Raw genomic sequence first — 16,423 nt, 5'->3', positions numbered from 1 at the left:
CCGCGAGACCGGCATACACCCCGAGTGCACCCGTGCCTGACCCACCAGACCCCCGCCCACAGTTCGACATCACCAACCGGACCATCCTCCTCACCGGCGGCACCGGCGGACTGGGGTCCGCCATCGCTGGAGTCGTCTGTGACCGAAGCTCGTCGTCGCCAGCTCCAAGTAGAGGGTCGGCGCGATCGTCGAGCACATGCGCGAGGCGGGCGGCGACCCGACCGGGGTGTCTGCCGAATTCCCGGCACTGACGATGCACCACCTCGCCGGCGACGCGTCGTCGTTCGTCACGGCGGCCCGCCTGCGGACGACGGCAGCGCGGTCTCGATCTGAGCACGACGGCGCCAGCATCTTGACTCGATCTTTGTCTCTATCAATAATAGTCATACTTAATCGGCAGCGGCGCCCGGCGCCGCGCCCGTTACCCCTGTACGCGTGACCGGCGCCCCGGCGCCAGCCCAATGGAGGGCTCATGCTCAAGCGACGACGCTTCGCCGCTCTGGCCGCACTGTGTACGGCCTCCGTTCTGGCCCTGTCCGCCTGTGGTGGTGGGAGCTCCGATACCGCCGCACAGGGCGGTGCCGGCGCCCCGTCGGAGCTGGCCATCTCGACCAGCGGCACATGGATCACTACGTTCGCCCCGCTCTGGGCCGCCGCGCCGGAGATGGCCGCGATCGAGAAGAAGTACAACACGAAGATCTCGTACCCCGGCTTCGGCAAGGGCAACGACGCACTGACCGCGATGCTCGGCGGCTCCGCGCAGATCTGCAACTGCAGCTTCAACACTGCGCTGAAGGCCGCGCTGGCCTCCGACGAGCTGCACTACGTCGTGAACATGAACAAGGGCGCCGGCACCGTCGCGATCGCGGCCAAGAGGTACGAGGCCGAGCGCGGTACCGACCTGGCCAAGTTCGACGGCGGGAACTGGGGTTACACCTCTGAGGGCTCCATCAGCCAGGTCAGCCTCAAAGAGGCCGCCGAGCACTCGGGACTGGACTGGGCGAACCAGAAAGGCATCGCGCTGGGTGCGATGAATGCCTTCGCCCCCGCCCTGCAGACCGGGCGCATCGACATCGCGATGATGGACGTCGCCTCCGCGGCACAGGCCGTGAAGGACGGGATCGGCTACCCGGTCCTCAACACCAACGACCTGAGCGTCTTCGGCCCGATCGGCGGCACGCTGATCGGCAACGGGCTGGTCATGCCGGAGAAGTTCCGCCAGAAGTACCCGGAGCTGTCCCAGGACCTGGTGAACGCAGTCGTCGCCGGGCTGAACCGGGTCCGCACGGTCACCGACCCGGCTGCGGTCATGCAGCTCATGCCACAGGGCTTCAGGGACGCCCGCTCGGACCCGCAGCTGTTCGCGGCGGAGTGGGCCTTCACCCAGCCCGGCTTCCTCTCGACAGACGGCTCGACGACCGAGCAGGCCGTCAAGGACACCACCGGAGGCGGCGACTTCAGCGAGGCCGACCTCGCGAAGCCCGAGGCGGGCACGTTCCTCGACAACTCCATGGTGGACAAGGCCTATGAGCAGCTGCGCATTCCGCGGCCGGCCGTGCAGACCGCGTCCTGACCCTGCCCCGAAGGGTCCGCGGCCCCCGTTCACAACAGTGAACGGGGGCCGCGGTCGTCTCAGGCACCCACGATGGCTCGAGATGGGCCAGCGCGTCCCACCCCTGGCCTACCAGCCCCGCATCGTCCTGATGGACGAACCCGGCCGGAACGCGTGCGCGCCGACAAGGCGTAGTCGTCGCGGGGCGATCCGCAGTCACCCGGTCCCGGCGGTTTGTCGCGGTCATTCCTGAGCCTCGTGACAAGCAGGACACACAATCGCCGCGGCTCCGGCGGCGGCCGCCCGCCGCGTCGATGCGTGGACTATCGCCACCGCAACGTCGTCGAGCGCGGGTTCTGCACCGTCAAGCAGCGGCGCGGCTTGGCCACTCGCTGAGCTTCCCCCAGTTTCCCGGAGTGCGAGTTACCTGTCTGCGTCGGGCTGAGCGTGACGATAGTTGTCTTCGTACTCGTCGGGCGAGAGCCCTCCGAGGCGGGCCTGGATCCGGCGCGGGTTGTACCAGCCATCGAGGTAGCGGATCAGGGCGTGCTCGGCCTCGCGGCGAGTCGCGAACGTGGTGCCGGGCCAGTGGAGAAGCTCGATCTTGATCGTGGACCACAGGTTCTCGGCGAGGGCATTGTCATAGCTGTCCCCTGTGGACCCGGTCGACGGGGCGACACCCGCGTCGACCAGGCGCTGGGTGAACCGCAGCGCCGTGTACTGGGCTCCCTTATCGCTGTGAAAGATCAACTGTCCGGGGCGCAGGGCCCGCGAGCGAAGGGCGTGGTTGAGCGCGGTGAGCACCAACGCCGTCGTGGCGCGCGGGTCGGTGGCCCAGCCGACGACCCGGTTGGAGAAGGCGTCGCGCACCGAGGCCAGCCACAGGACTCCCTCGCCGGTGACGATCCTGGTCAGATCCGCCACCCAGACACGGTTCGGGGCGGAGGCGGTGAAGTCGCGTTCGAGCAAGTCGGCGCCGGGCGGTGCGCGGGGTTCTGCCGGGTCGAGCCGTGCTTCCACCCGCGGCGCAGGTGCGCGCCCTGCAGGCCGTGCTCGCGCATGATCCGCTCGACCCGCTTGCGACCCACGTGGACACCCTGGCGGCGCAGCTCCAGCCACACCCGCGGCGATCCGTAGGCGGCGGCGAACTCGCTCACCGACCGGATCTTCACGATCTGCTCGAGCAGGACGGCATCGTCGAGCTCACGCTGCGACGGGTTCGCCTGGCGGGCGCGCCAGTAGTAGTAGGTCGAGGCGGGGATGCCCAGGACCCGTAGTACGAGACCGGCGGGGAAGTCATGGGCGTCGCGCACGTGGTCGACGAAGCTCATGACCACCTCCGGGTCGGGCCGATCTCGCTGGCGAAATAGGCGCTCGCCGCGCGCAGGACCTCGTTGACCCGCCGCAGCTCCGCGTTCTCCTTCACGAGCCGGCGGTTCTCGGCGAGCATGTCGGTCGTCGGCCGATCATGCCGCTCGCCCTTGTCGGCCTCGGCCTGTCGCACCCAGTTGCGCAGGGCCTCGTGATGCACCCCGAGCTGCTCGGCGAGCATCCGGAACGTCGGACGAGGGTCGGACTCCCGATACAGCCGAACAGCGCGTTCACGCAGCTCATCGGGGTACTTCTTCGGTGCAGCCACCAGTGCCTTCCTTCCTGGCTCCCCCGAGGGAACCAGTCTTCAGACACTCCGGCAAAGCGGGGAAAGCTCACCCGAACGCATCCACAGCGAAACCGCCCTGGCCGAGCTCTGCGGCGCCTGCCCCATCCCCGCCAGCTCCGGCAGAACCACCCGACACCGGCTCAACCGCGGCGGGCATCGCCAGGCCGACGCTGCGTTGCACCGGATCCTCTTCGTCCGCATGCGCTTCCACCAGCCCACGATCGCCTACGTCGAGCGTTCGCAGCCGCGAAGGCCGCACGACGATGGAGATCCTGCGCTGCCTCAAGCGCCACCTCATCCGCGAGATCTACCAAATTCTCGTTTCTCCGCATAAAGCAGAGAACCTGTATTCAGCGGCTTGACGGTCATAGGAGCATCAACGCCCTCGCCGACACGGTCAACGGCTACTACAACAGAATGCTTCTGCTCGCCTCCGCTTAGCTATTGCACCCGTTAGCCATGCGAGCGTCCGAGGGAGCCGGCTGCAGCGGCGAAACGGCCGAGGAACTCGTCAACACCTTGATCGGGCGAGGGAGCGATCACGCCGGTGACCCCAGCCTCGGACACGGCACGCATGTGCTCGGCGACCTCCTGCTCCGACCCGACTATTGCGAATCGGTCGGCTAGGAAGTCGGTGAGGTCGAGCTCATCGACCAGCCGGGCGTTCGCCCCGTCCCATTCCACGTGCTCGGCTGCCTGGTACCGCGCGCGCAGCTCAGCCAACCGCTCTTGCACGTCCGGGGGGAGGCTGCCCAACTGGGCGGGTGAGCGCAAGTTGTTCGCGCCCGCGCTGGCCAGGTTTGCGCGGATGGTACGCACGGCCTCGGTCCGGTCCTCGCCGATGGCGACCCGGGTCATCAGCCAGACATCGGGTGGCTCCTGCCGACCTGCCTCGACGGCCCCTGCGCGCGCTTGCGCGACCAGTCCGCCGACCAGCTCCGGGTCCGCGCCTGCGGCGACCAGGATTCCGTCTGCGCACTGACCGGCTGCCCGGGCGGTGCGCGGGCCATACGCGGAGAGCATCACCGGCACGCGCGGCCCGCCGTCTTCGCGTAGAGTGTGGCGGATCGTCGCGACAGCCGCAGCCAGTCGAGCCGTGGTTGGCGGCTCCAGCCCCAGGCCCCGAACCGGGCTCCCTCCACGGCCGACGCCGAGGAACGCACCACCCGGGGCAAGCAGCGAGATGCTGCGAATCGCCGCTGCAATTACTCCAGGGTGGCGAGTCACGGTGTTGACGACCATCGGACCTATCGCGGCCCGCTCGGCGGCCCCGGCGGCGATCGTCAGCCCCACGACGAGCTCACCGTGCTCGCCCGGAACGTCCCCGACTCCGACCATGTCGACGCCGAGTCGGTCTGCCGTGCGGACCCGCTCGGCGAAATGCAGAAGGTCCGTGCCCGGCAGCAGGATAACTCCGGTCTTCACGTTCTACTCTCCTTCCCCGGGCCCGGAGGCCCGGACACCTCACCGGAAGCGCAGGTCGCGCCACCACGACCCGTTCGCAGGTCGGTCCGAACGCTGTACAACGGCCGGTTCCGGGCCGACGGCCGAGACTCGACGGGACCGTGCGGAAGACCGGCGGGCCGAGTTCATCGGGGGCGTGCTGCGCGCGACGGCGCAGCTGTGTCCTTCGCCTCGACGACACCACGCTCAACGCCTCCCAGGCGCCCGAGCCCACGCCCGCCTTCGCGAGTACGCGGGCAGCCCTATGTCGCGCCGAATCGCGGTCGGCAGTCGCCTCCGCACGTCCCGACTGCACGACAGCGGCGCGAACAAGTTGCAGCGCCGGCCCGATCGCAAGCAGCTGCTCAACGCTCCAGCGCCCGCCTCGTCCCCGGCCCCAGTGGCTTCTCGTGGTTCGTCCTCGAAGGCCTCGATGTGCTCCCCGACCCACTCCACGGCGGCGAGCTGGTCCCTTTGCCCGAGCGCACACGTGCCTTCGATCCCGTCGAAGTCCTCGTCCAGATGCAACAAGCAGAGGACGCCGAGCCGGTACTCCACGGCGACGACCACACCACCGACTGTGAGGAATGCGTCGTCGAGTAGGGGGCAGTCGACGCCAGAGCCGGTCTGCCGCACGACGTCGAGCAGCCACACAACCACTGGATGACGGGCCCCGCGCCGCCTGGTGGTCACTGGTCGTCTGCTTGACGGTTCCGAGGCCGGCCGTTCGTGCCGGTGACGATTTCGGTCGCCCCGGGCGGCGCGATTCCCTCGTTCACGAGCGCGCGCGGAGTGTCCAACCGGCGGGGCAACCGCTTGTCGAACACCGTCAGCAGCAGCACCAGCACTGTTACGGGGATGAGGATGTCAGCGATGCCGTGCAGGCCGGCGTCGCTCGGCCCCTCCCGGAACACGACGCTGATGATGCTGCCCGAGGCGATCGCGCCGATGTAGCCCGAGGTTCGCATAAGGCCTGCAGCGATACCGGTGTCCTCCGGGTCAGCCTGGGTGAATACCGCCGCCTGATTACCGACGGTAGCGAGCCCCACCGACACTCCGACCACTGCAGTTATCGCGATGACCAGCACGAGCGGGGTCGTGCTGGTGAGCAGGACGAGCGCTACCGCCATCACCACCGCGAGGGCCGCGGAGGCGACCAGCGGCGCTTTCACCAGGCCCCGCCGGGCGACCGGCCGGGTCACAAGCGCGCCGGCGGCGCTCATCGGCACGATGAGCAGGCCCGCAGTAGTGGCCGAGAGCTGGCGGGTCTCCTGCAACCACTGTGTCAGTCCGTACATGACCGCGTACGCCATCAGCATCCCGCCACCGGTACGCAGGTAGGTCGTGGTCAATGCCCGGTTGTCCAGCAGGGCGCGGATGTCCACCAGTGGGTTGGAGGCCCGCAGCTCCCACCCCACCAGCAGAGCGACGGCCACGAGCGCGCCGCCGAGCAGCACCCAGTGCGCTGCGGGCAGCGACACCAGGAACGACACGAGCAGCGTGAGGGCCGCACCGAACAACGAGACGCCGAGCAGATCCAACTCGCCGACGAGCCGGCGTACCCCGCCCAGCGAGGACGGCCGGCCGTCCGCGGGCAGCCAGACGTAGGCCATCACCAGCAGCGCCACAGCAAGCGGGATGTTGATCCAGAAGGTGGCCCGCCAGCCGACGGCCGAGACCAACAGCCCTCCAAGAGGCAGCCCGAGCAGCACCGTCACCTGGCTCGCGGCGACGAGCGCCCCCATAACCCCGCCCGGGTGCGCGCCTGTATCTTCCGCGCGGCGTCGGATCATCAGCATCGCGCTCGGAAAACCGGCCGAGGTTCCGATCCCTAGCAGGACCCGGGCCACCGCCAACGTGACGAGGTCCTGGGCGGCCGCGCCCACGATCCCGCCCGCGGCGACGAGGCACGCGCCCGCCAGGAAGACCCGCCGCGGCCCGAACCGCTGGGCGAACCGCCCCATAGCGGGCTGAGCCACCGCGCTAGCGATATAGAGGCTGGTCACCAGCACTGCGACCCGGCCGACTGGTAGGCCGAGGGCCTCCCCGATGGGCACGAGCGCGGTGGCCACAATGGAACTGTTGACCGGGTTGAACGTGGCCGCGAGGACCAGAGTCAGGGAGAACTGCCAGCTGAACGCCCTCTGCGTGATGGCCGCGGAGTCGCGGCTTCCCGCCGTCACACCCGCAACGCTTCGTCGGGCGCGGTGTCGACTCGGCAGTCCGCCATCTTCGCGATGATCTGAGCAGCGTCGGCGAGCATCTCGCGCTCCCCTGGGATGACGTGCTGCCCTATCGCCCAGGCCAGCCATGCACCACGCCGGTCGACGACGGAGTCGATAAGCCGCTGTCCAGCAGTTGTGACTGACAGAAGTGACTTGCGGCCATCGGTCGGATCCGGATGGGCATCGATGAGGCCCTGCTTCTTCAGCATTGTCACGGTCTCGGCGATCGATCGGGCCCTGGCATGCTCCGCTCGGGCAAGTTCGCGAGCCGTGATCGGACAGCTGCCGCCGATTCGGCCGAGCACCGACGGCTGTGACATTGCCTGCCCCGTGGTCACCGATACCTGCTCAAGCCGCAGGCGGGACTCCAGCGTGTCATCGCGAGGCCGAGCTGGACGGCGAAGCAGAGGCATCGGTGCGGGGCGTCGATGGCATTGGACAATGCTAACTTCAGGCCAGCTGTACAGGCAAGCTAACCAGGGAGCCTGCTGACCGCGCCGCACCGAGTAGGCAGTTGGGAACGAGGAGCCACCATGTTGCACCGAGAGGTTCGAGCAAATGATCACGTTGGCGATCCCAGCGTGCCGCCACTTGTCCGACCAAGGGCGAGACTGCAGGAGCCGCGGGTGCGCGCCGAGCGCGGTCTGTGCCAGGAGCGGCTCCATCGGGACCTCGCGCAGGGCGCCCCAGCCCCGGGCTTGACGTCCAACGCTGACAGCACGCTCCGCGCCGGGCCGTCGCGAGGTCCACGGCGAAGTCCGCGCCACCCGACTGCACCACCGCAGAGCGGAAGAGCCCCGCGACAGCGCAGGCGCGCGACGCTCCACCCGCCCGCGGTCTCCCCGAAGACAGTGACCCGGGCCAGGTCGCCGCCGAACGCCGTGATGTTCTCGGTCACCCACCCTCGAAACCGATGAGGAGGTCAGGATCAGCCGGGCGGCCTGGAGTGTGGCCGCAGAGGCCGTCCTTGTCGGAACCACGCCCTCCTCGCTGCGGCAGTCCGGCCGTTGACGTGCACTGCAGGGCGCCGTTAGGTTCAGATTTACGCTGATGACCATATTCACCTTAATGAGGAGGGCGGTATGAGCACCACCGCCCCGCTCGGTCCGTCGAGGGCCGCGGGACGGCTAGCGGGCCGGATCGCGCTGGTCACCGGCGGGGGCGGCGGCTGCGGCCGCGCCATCGCCCAACTCTTCGCGGCCGAGGATGCGTTCGTGCTCGTCGCCGACGCGGCAGAGTCCAACGCCAAGGAAACCTCCGACAGCCTCGACGTCGCCGCCGAGTACGCAGCACTCGACGTACGCAGCACCGACGACTGGGCCGCCGCCACCAACCTGTGCCGCAACCGCTTCGGCGCGCCGCCGGACGTCCTGGTCAACGCCGCAGACGTGATGGTCGACGAGGCCACCGAATCCGCCGCCGACGACGACACGCGCCTCGCCCACGACGTCAACGCCCACGGCGTCGCCGACGGCAGCCAAGCCGTCACCCCAGGCATGCGCGCGCCAACCGATCCGGCAGCATCGTGGTGCTGTGCGAGCAAAGCCGCCGCAGCAGCCGACATCGACCACGCCTCGCCGTACTTCACAAGCCAGGAAAGCAACTGGGTGACCGGCACCAAGTTCGTGATCGACGGCGGCATGAACACCGGCCCGATCCTGGGCCGACCCCACCGCGAGAGGCAGCAGTGAGCACGACGACCCCGTCCATCGAGTCCGTCTTCGTCGACGCCCCGGGCCTGCGCATCCACGCGCTGGCCGCCGGGACCGAGCAACCGGGGACGCCTATCGTCCTGGTCCACGGCTTCCCGCAGACCTCGCACTGCTTCCGCCACCAGCTACCGGCCCTGGCCGCGGCGGGCCACCCCGCCTACGCCGTGGACACCCGAGGGTTCGGCCGCACGGACAAGCCGGGCACCCGGGTGAGCCGGGCGATGCTCGCGGCGGACGTGGTCGCGTTCTGCGCGGCCCTCGACCTGCGCGACGTGCTGCTCGTCGGACACGACTGGGGCGGCCTGATCGCCTTCAAGGCGGCGATCGACCACCCCGACCTCTTCACCCGGCTCGCCCTGCTGGACAGCAACACCACGGTGATCACCACCGACATCCCCCACCCGTACTGGTTCAAGGTGGAACCACTGCCCGAGGCGTTCCTCGCCGCGCACGCCCGCGACATGATCGAGGTCCGCCTCGGCGGCAAGGACGGCACAGTCCTCGGCGGACGGCCCGGCAACCCCTGGGCGGTCAAGACCGGGACCCGGCCGCTGCCCGCCCACCTCACCGAGGCGGACCTCGCCCACTACGCGGACTCCTTCGACGAGGCGTCCCAGCAGGCCGCGATCCAGTACTACCGCTACGCCATGCCGATCCACCGGGTCATCGCCGACCCGGCGACGCCGAGCGGCGAGCGCTACGTGCCGCTGTCCGAGCGCGAGATCGCATCGATGTGGCTGCACCCGGAGGGCTTCGAACAGCATCCGTTGGCCGCCGAGGCGCACGACATCGGCCCCGAGGACCGGCAGAAGATCTACGATCGCCCGGCCCTGTTCGTCTTCGGCAACCAGCAGGTCGCGCGGTTCCCAGAGCTGGCCGGCCTACCGAAGCCCAGCGGCCACCCCTTCGTCGACCAGTACGTCCGCTACTTCCCCGACCTCCGGGCCGTACAGGCCGACTGCGGGCACTACGTCCCCGAGGAGGCCCCGGAGCTGGTCAACGCCGAGCTCCTGGCCTTGCTCGACCGCTGACCGCGACACCTCTGCAGAACCGGAGCACCCTTCATGAGCACCTCCCGCCCCATCGGCATCGTCGGCGTCGGCGAGCTGGGTACCGTCGTCGCGAACGCCCTCCTGGGCGACGGGCGGCAGGCGATCGGCTACGACCCGCACCCCGCCGCAGTCGAGCGCATGACGGACCTGGGCATCGAGCCCGCGGACTCCCCCGCCGCCCTCGGCGCCGCCTGCGACCTCGTGATCGTCACGGTCGCCACCGCGGACCAGTCCACCGCCGCCATATCGGGTCCCGAGGGCGTGTTCACGACGATGGTGCAGGGCACGGTCGTCCTGCACGCCACGATCGACCCGGCCACCTCCATCGCGATCGGCAAGGAGCGCCCCAGCGGGGTGACCTTCGTCGACGCGCCGGTGTCGGTCCGCCGCTCGGACCCTCCGACCTTCATGGCCTTCCTCGGCACCGAGGCCCCGCTCGACGACGAGCTGCGCGCTGTCCTGCTCACCTACTGCCATCAGGTCGCCGAGGTCGGAGCTGTCGGCGCCGGGCAGGTCGCCAAGATCGCGAACAACGTGATGTCGCTGGCCAACACGGCGATCCTCGCCGAGGCCTTCCGGCTCGCCCAGGCCTACGACATCCCCACCGACCGGATGCGGGAGCTCGCGGCGCAAGGCAGCGGCAACAGCCACGCCCTGGCGACCTGGACCACCCGGGCCTCGCTCTACACCGAGCCCGGCGACCCGCGCCGCCGCGCGCTGGCGCGCAAGGACCTGGTCGCCGCACTGGCCCTGGCCGAGCAGGCCGGCTTCACGCTCCCCGTCACCGCCGCCGCCCTGGGCGAGCTCCGCGACTGACGCTGGTCCGCACAGGATCCTCCCGGCCCGTCGGGCCGAGAGGATCCCTCGTCTCCAAGGATGATCAGGAGGTGGAGCCCACACCCCAGGTCTGCTCGTACAGGTCGAGGACGTTCTCCGGGATCACCGGCGCGGCCGTGCCCGGGGGCACGTTGTCCTTCGTCAGTAGGGCGAGCGGGTAGCCGCCCGGGTCGCTCTGGACCCGACCGGTCACGCTGATCCGGGCCGCCATGTCCATCATGTCGTACCCGTTGATCCTCGACGACTGGTTGACCCACCAGGCGTTGGTGCCGTCGCGCAGCGCCGCGATGCTCGACTCGTTCGGCACCTGCCCGAAGATCCGGACGTCATCGAGGCCCGCGGGCTTGAGTGCCTGCGCGAGACCGGAGGCGATGTCGCCGATCATCGTGTAGGCGTACTTGGTCGACGGGTCCGCCTCCAGCTTCGACACCATCTGCGAGGTCGCAGCCGGGGTGCCGATGTCCTTCGGCTGGATCTTCACGACCTCGGTGGTGCAGGCCGGGCACGCCTCGGACATGACCTTCGCGTACTCGTCCTCACTGACATCGAGGATCGGGTAGTCGAGGCTGAAGATCACGGTCTTCGCCGTGCGGCCCGAGGTCGAGAGGGCCATGTTCGCGTGGATCCGCGAGATGACCTTGGCGGTCTCGGTCGCGTTGCCGACCCCGCCCAGACCCGGAACGGAGACCGGCGGGTCGGACACCGACGTCAGCACGAAGGTAATCCCCGCGGCCTTCGCATCATCGATCTGCTTCTGGAACGACGCCGCGGGCAGACCGTTGGTCATGATGAAGTCCGGCTTGGTCGCGATGACCGAGTCCAGCTTGGCGATGAAGTCCGGAACCGAGTTGTCGTAGATGACGGCTTGGTAGTTCCACCCGAGCGCCTCGGCCGCGGCATGGGCGCCGTCGCTGGTGGACTGGGCCGCCGGGAAGTTCTGCCGCACGTAGACGGCGCGCTTCCCGGTCGGCGGCTTCTGGTCGAGCTTGGTGTAGCGGGCCGGCGGCGACTGGGGCAAGGTCGTCGGGAAGGTCTTCCAGTCGGCGAGGAAGGCGTTCGCCTTGACGACGCACGCCCGCGTCTGCTCCGGGGTCGTCGCCGAGGACGAGTCCGTCGACGGGCCCGACGAGCACGCGGAGAGCACCAGGGTGCCACTCACCGCGGCCGAGCGCGATCCGCCCACCCGTCGGTCGCCATCTCCCTGTCATGGAGGCACTCCTCGCTGAGAGACCTTGCTGCGAAGGGACATCGCGTGGGGAGAGCTGGTGGTCGTCGCGGAACGTCCCGCCGGGCGGGATCCCGCGCGCTCGGCGGCCACACTAAAGAAGCCTGCTCATCAAAACCAGAGGCGGCCCGAGCAAACTCCCGGGCCCGGGCTCGACAGCGTCTGCGAAGGCCTGAGAAGGTTCCCGAGCAGGCCGAAGCGGGATCAACGAGGTCAGGTTGCCCGCCCGAAGCCTGCTCAGGGTCTGGTCACGCAACGACGGACGGCCCGCCCGCGGGGTACGCGGACGGGCCGTTCGGCGGCACGGCGAAGGGTCAGGAGGTCTTCTCCGGCATGATCACGTCGTAGTGGGTGAAGCGGTGGCTGCCGCGCTCGCTCTCCAGCGACTGCACGCCGTCGGGGTCTCGACGGACGCCGTTCTCGAGCAGGAAGCGCAGCACCTTCGTCTGCACGCCCTGACTCTCCGGGTTGCCCTGCTCCCAGAGCAGCATGGGGCGGCCGATGCAGACGTGCGGACCGGCACCGAAGGCCAGCCCGAAGTGTGGGACGTTCGGGTCGTTCAGCACCCGGTACGGGTCGTAGACCGCGGGGTTCTCGCCGAACACCGACTCGTCGTGGTCGGCCTCCATGAGGTACCCGGCGACCCAAGCACCCTCGGGGATGACGCGCCCGGTGGTCTCCAGCGTGACCTCCTTGAGCGCGCGCCGCACGAGGTAGGGCCGCGACGCCCGGTGCAGCCGGAGAGTCTCCTTCACCGCGGCGTTGACGAACTCGCGGTCGCTGATCTTGGCGCGGTCCTCGGGGTGCTCGTCCAGCCAGGTGGTCACGTCGTCCAGCGCCAGGGTGAGTTGCAGGACGGGGTTGTTCACCGAGGCGGCCAACAGCTGGATGGCCTCCTTGAAGATCATGTCGTCGCTGCTCGGGGTGTCCGCCTGAAGCAGGCTGGTCAGCAGGTCGGCGGGCAGCTCGTCCTCCCCCGCGCCCGCGGCGATCAGCGCGCGGCGCCGCTCGAGGCTGGAGTTGAACAGCTCCTCGCGGATGGCCTTGCGGGCGTTGCGCGCGTTCTCCAGCACCTCGGCGCGCTTGTCCTCGGGGAGGTACTCGATGGACAGGCCGGACACGACCGGCACTGCGAGCTTCACGAAGCGGCCGGTCTGCTCGTCGTCGTCGATGCCGTCGATGCCCACGAACTTCGCGGTGAAGCGCCAGATGATGCGGCGCAGGAAGTCCACGAGGTCGAAGTGGCGGACGCCGTCGACCGGCTCCACCATCCCCAGGATCCGCTCGAGGTTGTCGGCGAAGACCTCGTCGATGAGCTTGCCCTCGGCCCCCCATGGCTGGCTGGGGTTGATCATGCGCATCAGCGCGCGGCGCCGATTCAGGTGCTCGCGGCCGTCGACCGCGATCAGGGTGCCGTGGACGAACTCGTCCGACTCCGCCTTGGTGCCCTCGAGGACGAGCTCGCGGCCCCGCTTCAGGGCCTCCTCCAGCTCCCGGTAGTCCGTGAGCTCGATCAGCGTCTGCGAACCCTGTGTCGTCGTCGACTGCGTCATCTCTCCACCTCCTGGTTCTACGACGATGCCGTGGTCGGGCGAGGTCGTCGAGGGTCGGCGGCTCCGCCGACGCGGCCGGACCCGCCCCGCGCCGCCTGTGGGGCAGACCAGGCGAAGCGGGCAGGCGGATCCGTATTAATGCTTATCAGGCTAGTGGTTGCGCCGTCCGAGCCCCGGGACTGAGACGAAGCAGTCACGCAGCCTCTCCGGGTGCCCTCACAAGACTCGCGAGTTCGGAGGCTGTCTCGGCGAGGTACCGGTCGGTACCCGTCCAGGGAATCGCGATACACCCCTTGACTACGGCAGGTGACCTAACAACAATGTGCATACTTCATCGAACGCCCGACGTTCGCCTGGTTCGGTTCCCGAACGAAGTCGATCAGCACCGGCACTCCGGCACAGGCCCAATGGGGGGCTCATGTTCCAACGACGACTCGCCGCACCGCCACTCGCGGTCCGCCCTGCGCCGCCGATTCCGCTGAGCGCACACGCCACTGACGAGACTGTCGGTCCTCGCGACCGCCGCCTCCAACGGGTAGCCCCGCACGTGACCGCCGATCCGTTCTCTGGACAGGAGAAGTTCATGGCATCTGCCACCGCCGATGTCCGCAGTAACAGCGAAGACCGTCCCGCCTCGTCGGCCGCGTCGGATGTGCCGGCGATCGAGATCGTGGGGGTGGATCGGGTGTTCACCCGGGGCGGGGTGGCGTTCACCGCGATCCGGGATGTGAACCTGTCCGTGGCTCAGGGCGAGTTCTTGTCAGTGGTCGGCCCGTCCGGGTGCGGCAAGTCCACCATGCTCAACCTGCTCGCCGGGCTGGCCAAGCCCGACGCCGGCACGGTGCGCACGTTCGGGCAGCCGGTCAAGGGGGTGAACAAGGACGTCGGGTTCATCTTCCAACGTGACGCCCTGCTCCCCTGGCGCACCGCGCTGCAGAACGTCGCGCTACCGCTGCGCTACCGCGGCCAGACCAAGGCCGCCGCCCAGGACGTGGCCCGAGAGTGGCTGAGCCGGGTCGGGCTGGCCAAGTTCGCCGACTCCTACCCCCACCAGCTCTCCGGCGGCATGCGCAAACGGGTCGCGATCGCCGCCACCCTGGCCTACCAGCCCCGCATCATCCTGATGGACGAACCGTTCTCCGCCCTCGACGTGCAGACCCGCACCCTGATGGAGGACGACCTGCTCAAGCTGTGGGCCACCTACCGGCCCGCGGTCCTGTTCATCACCCACGACCTCGAAGAGGCTGTCGGGCTCTCCGACCGGGTCGTGGTCATGTCCGCCTCCCCCGGCCACGTCGTCGGCGACCACCCCGTCCCGCTCGACCGGCCCCGGGACCTCCTGGAGATCAAGTTCGACCCGACGTTCACCCAGACCCACGAACGCATCTGGGAACAGCTGCGCACCGAGGTGGTGTCCGCCCGTGTCGACTGACCTCACCACCACCCCCGCCACTCTCGGCCCCGGCGGCCCGGGGGAGGCACCACCGTCTGCCGCGGCGGCACGTGTCGACCAGCGGAAACGCACGAAACGCCGCAGTACCACCGCCGTCGTGGTCACCCAACTCGCCCTCCTCGCCGCTCTGCTCGGCGGCTGGGCCTACCTGGCCACCGACGAGGTCTGGATCAACCTCGTCGGCTCCCCCACCGGCGTCACCACCCAGTTGGGGGAATGGTTTGCCGACCCCGAGTTCTGGTCCGACATCGGCCTCACCGCCCTCGAAGCGGTCCTCGGCTACGGCCTCGGCGTCCTGATCGCCATCGTCCTGGTCGCGATCATCGTCCCGGTCAACGCCCTGGACCGGTTCTTCGCCCCGTTCATCGCGATGGCCAACGCCCTGCCCAAGATCGTGCTGGCGCCGCTGTTCATCCTCTGGCTCGGCTTCTCCATCACCTCCAAGGTCCTCTTCGTCGCCGCCGGGATCTTCTTCCTGATCTTCTACGGCGTCTACTCCGGCGTCCGCTCCATCGACCACGTCCTGCTCGACAACGCCCGCGTGCTCGGCGCCACCCGAGGCAAGATCATCACCGACGTCTACCTGCCCTCGATCGTCGGCTGGCTCATCTCCAGCCTGCGTCTGTCCTCGGCCTGGGCGCTCACCGGTGCCGTCGTCTCCGAGTACCTCGGCTCCAACGCCGGCGTCGGCTACCGCATCGCCCTGGCCCAACAAACCCTCGACCCGTCCGCGGTGATCGCCGGGATCATCGCCGTCGCCGTCCTCGCCGTCATCGTCGACCGCCTCCTCGTGCTGGTCGAAAGGAGGTACACCCAATGGCGCGTGTTCTGAGCACCCTCCGCATGCCCGCCGCCCAGCTCGGCCTCGTCGTCGCCCTCGTCGCGATCTGGGCCTGGGGCTCGGCCGCCGGCTGGCTCGACGACTTCTCCTTCGGCTCCCCCGCCGACACCGGCGAACAACTCTGGACCTGGCTCACCGACGGCACCCTGCTCGAGTCCGCCCTGTCCACCCTGCAGGTCCTGGTCATCGGCTGGATCATCGGCATGCTCGCCGGCATCCTCGTCGGCACCATCTTGGGCCTGTCCACCTTCGCCAACCGCGTCGCCGGCCCCTACCTCGCCTTCTTCAACGGCATGCCACGGCTGATCCTCTATCCCTTCCTCGCCATCTGGCTCGGCTTCGACCTCACCTCCAAAGTCGTGATGGTCGCCCTCGTCATCTCCGTCCCGGTGATCCTCACCGTGTCCTCCGGCTTCCGCGAGGTCGACCTCAACCTCATCGACAACGTCACCCTCTTCGGCGCCCGCACCCCCCAACTCATCCGCGACGTCTACGCCCCCTCCCTCGCCATCTGGGTGATCTCCACCGCCCGCGTCACCATCGGCTACGCCTTCCAAGCCGCCATCGCCGCCGAATTCGTCGGCGCCTCCGTCGGCCTTGGCTACCTCACCGTCCTCGGCCAGGAATCCCTCAACGTCAACGAAATCTGGGCCGCCCTCATCACCGTCATCCTCATCGCCTGGGCCCTCGACACACTCGTCACCACCGCCGACCGCAAACTCCTCCGCTGGATGCCCACCAACGGACAATGACCGCAGCAGGAACCCCCGCACACTTGAGCCGGGGACGGGCCTCCGTCCCCGGCTCGCTGTCGTTCTCGGCGCAGGTCACGGCCCGGATCGGCACCCACTGCGAGACCTTGTGACTGCC

General features: G+C 69.1%; 18 protein-coding genes. 8 read left to right on the top strand and 10 right to left on the bottom strand.

Annotated elements, in window-relative coordinates:
- Nucleotides 1–472: 472 nt before the first annotated feature.
- Complete coding sequence (locus tag LWC35_RS11715) at nt 473–1,573, top strand: ABC transporter substrate-binding protein (RefSeq protein WP_232870091.1); 1,101 nt, start codon at nt 473–475, stop codon at nt 1,571–1,573.
- Nucleotides 1,574–1,975: 402 nt separating this feature from the next.
- Here the strand turns inward: LWC35_RS11715 and LWC35_RS11710 are convergent, their stop codons facing one another.
- Genes LWC35_RS11710 through LWC35_RS11700 form a run of 3 tightly spaced genes read right to left on the bottom strand, consistent with a single transcriptional unit; the run spans nt 1,976 to nt 3,191 of the window.
- Nucleotides 1,976–2,572: an IS3 family transposase gene (locus tag LWC35_RS11710; RefSeq protein WP_232870090.1), complete on the bottom strand. Its 597-nt coding sequence runs from the start codon at nt 2,570–2,572 to the stop codon at nt 1,976–1,978.
- Nucleotides 2,464–2,883: an IS3 family transposase gene (locus LWC35_RS11705; RefSeq protein ID WP_232870089.1), complete on the bottom strand. Its 420-nt coding sequence runs from the start codon at nt 2,881–2,883 to the stop codon at nt 2,464–2,466. The genes LWC35_RS11710 and LWC35_RS11705 overlap by 109 nt, the downstream gene beginning before the upstream one ends.
- A complete protein-coding gene (locus LWC35_RS11700; protein ID WP_232870088.1) occupies nt 2,880–3,191 on the bottom strand; it encodes a transposase in 312 nt (103 codons plus the stop codon). The genes LWC35_RS11705 and LWC35_RS11700 overlap by 4 nt, the downstream gene beginning before the upstream one ends.
- Here LWC35_RS11700 and LWC35_RS40900 point away from each other — a divergent pair.
- The gene (locus LWC35_RS40900; protein ID WP_372463034.1) at nt 3,103–3,546 is read left to right on the top strand and encodes a transposase; all 444 of its coding nucleotides are present in this window, start codon (nt 3,103–3,105) and stop codon (nt 3,544–3,546) included. The genes LWC35_RS11700 and LWC35_RS40900 overlap by 89 nt on opposite strands.
- A gap of 119 nt (nt 3,547–3,665) precedes the next feature.
- Here the strand turns inward: LWC35_RS40900 and LWC35_RS11695 are convergent, their stop codons facing one another.
- The 5 genes from LWC35_RS11695 to LWC35_RS11675 form a co-directional block, all read right to left on the bottom strand.
- Complete coding sequence (locus LWC35_RS11695; RefSeq protein WP_232870087.1) at nt 3,666–4,637, bottom strand: LLM class flavin-dependent oxidoreductase; 972 nt, start codon at nt 4,635–4,637, stop codon at nt 3,666–3,668.
- Nucleotides 4,638–4,862: 225 nt separating this feature from the next.
- The gene (locus tag LWC35_RS11690) at nt 4,863–5,348 is read right to left on the bottom strand and encodes a carboxylesterase family protein (protein ID WP_372463033.1); all 486 of its coding nucleotides are present in this window, start codon (nt 5,346–5,348) and stop codon (nt 4,863–4,865) included.
- Nucleotides 5,345–6,838, bottom strand: coding sequence for an MFS transporter (locus LWC35_RS11685; RefSeq protein ID WP_232870085.1), 1,494 nt, complete (start codon nt 6,836–6,838; stop codon nt 5,345–5,347). Before LWC35_RS11685 ends, LWC35_RS11690 begins: the two co-directional genes overlap by 4 nt.
- Nucleotides 6,835–7,218, bottom strand: a complete 384-nt coding sequence (locus LWC35_RS40220) for a MarR family winged helix-turn-helix transcriptional regulator (protein ID WP_232870084.1) — start codon at nt 7,216–7,218, stop codon at nt 6,835–6,837. The genes LWC35_RS11685 and LWC35_RS40220 overlap by 4 nt, the downstream gene beginning before the upstream one ends.
- Nucleotides 7,219–7,442: 224 nt before the next feature.
- Nucleotides 7,443–7,778 (bottom strand): carboxylesterase family protein, encoded by a 336-nt coding sequence (locus LWC35_RS11675; RefSeq protein WP_232870083.1) that lies wholly within the window; start codon nt 7,776–7,778, stop codon nt 7,443–7,445.
- A 184-nt stretch (nt 7,779–7,962) separates the two neighbouring features.
- On the opposite strand from LWC35_RS11675, the gene LWC35_RS11670 reads away from it, so the two are divergent.
- From LWC35_RS11670 to LWC35_RS11660, 3 genes are read left to right on the top strand one after another with little or no spacing between them, the layout of a single operon-like run.
- Entirely contained in the window at nt 7,963–8,571 is a 609-nt protein-coding gene (locus LWC35_RS11670; protein ID WP_232870082.1) for an SDR family NAD(P)-dependent oxidoreductase, read from the top strand.
- A complete protein-coding gene (locus LWC35_RS11665; RefSeq protein ID WP_232870081.1) occupies nt 8,568–9,623 on the top strand; it encodes an alpha/beta fold hydrolase in 1,056 nt (351 codons plus the stop codon). Before LWC35_RS11670 ends, LWC35_RS11665 begins: the two co-directional genes overlap by 4 nt.
- A 33-nt stretch (nt 9,624–9,656) precedes the next feature.
- Nucleotides 9,657–10,460 (top strand): NAD(P)-dependent oxidoreductase, encoded by an 804-nt coding sequence (locus LWC35_RS11660; RefSeq protein ID WP_232870080.1) that lies wholly within the window; start codon nt 9,657–9,659, stop codon nt 10,458–10,460.
- Nucleotides 10,461–10,524: 64 nt separating this feature from the next.
- On the opposite strand, the gene LWC35_RS11655 is transcribed toward LWC35_RS11660, so the two are convergent.
- Together LWC35_RS11655 and LWC35_RS11650 are read right to left on the bottom strand one after the other, a co-directional pair.
- Complete coding sequence (locus LWC35_RS11655) at nt 10,525–11,640, bottom strand: sugar ABC transporter substrate-binding protein (protein WP_232870079.1); 1,116 nt, start codon at nt 11,638–11,640, stop codon at nt 10,525–10,527.
- A gap of 380 nt (nt 11,641–12,020) precedes the next feature.
- The gene (locus LWC35_RS11650) at nt 12,021–13,259 is read right to left on the bottom strand and encodes a cytochrome P450 (RefSeq protein WP_232870078.1); all 1,239 of its coding nucleotides are present in this window, start codon (nt 13,257–13,259) and stop codon (nt 12,021–12,023) included.
- Between the two features lie 583 nt (nt 13,260–13,842).
- Between LWC35_RS11650 and LWC35_RS11645 the strand changes: the two genes are divergently transcribed.
- From LWC35_RS11645 to LWC35_RS11635, 3 genes are all read left to right on the top strand, one after another.
- A complete protein-coding gene (locus LWC35_RS11645) occupies nt 13,843–14,691 on the top strand; it encodes an ABC transporter ATP-binding protein (RefSeq protein WP_232870077.1) in 849 nt (282 codons plus the stop codon).
- Between the two features lie 118 nt (nt 14,692–14,809).
- Entirely contained in the window at nt 14,810–15,544 is a 735-nt protein-coding gene (locus LWC35_RS11640; protein ID WP_232870076.1) for an ABC transporter permease, read from the top strand.
- A complete protein-coding gene (locus tag LWC35_RS11635; protein WP_232870075.1) occupies nt 15,529–16,305 on the top strand; it encodes an ABC transporter permease in 777 nt (258 codons plus the stop codon). The genes LWC35_RS11640 and LWC35_RS11635 overlap by 16 nt, the downstream gene beginning before the upstream one ends.
- The last annotated feature ends 118 nt before the right edge of the window (nt 16,306–16,423 follow it).

The sequence above is a fragment of the Pseudonocardia kujensis genome (assembly GCF_021283305.1).
Lineage (GTDB): Bacteria > Actinomycetota > Actinomycetes > Mycobacteriales > Pseudonocardiaceae > Pseudonocardia > Pseudonocardia kujensis.
The sequence above is the reverse complement of the archived record's forward strand: the minus strand, read 5'-3'. Positions and strand labels throughout refer to the sequence as shown.

What these genes read in the sequence shown, in the direction of transcription:
- LWC35_RS11635 (WP_232870075.1), top strand. Translation starts at nt 15,529, where the DNA reads ATGGCGCGTGTTCTGAGCACCCTCCGCATGCCCGCCGCCCAGCTCGGC.
- LWC35_RS11660 (WP_232870080.1), top strand. Translation starts at nt 9,657, where the DNA reads ATGAGCACCTCCCGCCCCATCGGCATCGTCGGCGTCGGCGAGCTGGGT.
- LWC35_RS11705 (WP_232870089.1), bottom strand. Translation starts at nt 2,883, where the DNA reads ATGAGCTTCGTCGACCACGTGCGCGACGCCCATGACTTCCCCGCCGGT.
- LWC35_RS11645 (WP_232870077.1), top strand. Translation starts at nt 13,843, where the DNA reads ATGGCATCTGCCACCGCCGATGTCCGCAGTAACAGCGAAGACCGTCCC.
- LWC35_RS11650 (WP_232870078.1), bottom strand. Translation starts at nt 13,259, where the DNA reads ATGACGCAGTCGACGACGACACAGGGTTCGCAGACGCTGATCGAGCTC.
- LWC35_RS11670 (WP_232870082.1), top strand. Translation starts at nt 7,963, where the DNA reads ATGAGCACCACCGCCCCGCTCGGTCCGTCGAGGGCCGCGGGACGGCTA.
- LWC35_RS11715 (WP_232870091.1), top strand. Translation starts at nt 473, where the DNA reads ATGCTCAAGCGACGACGCTTCGCCGCTCTGGCCGCACTGTGTACGGCC.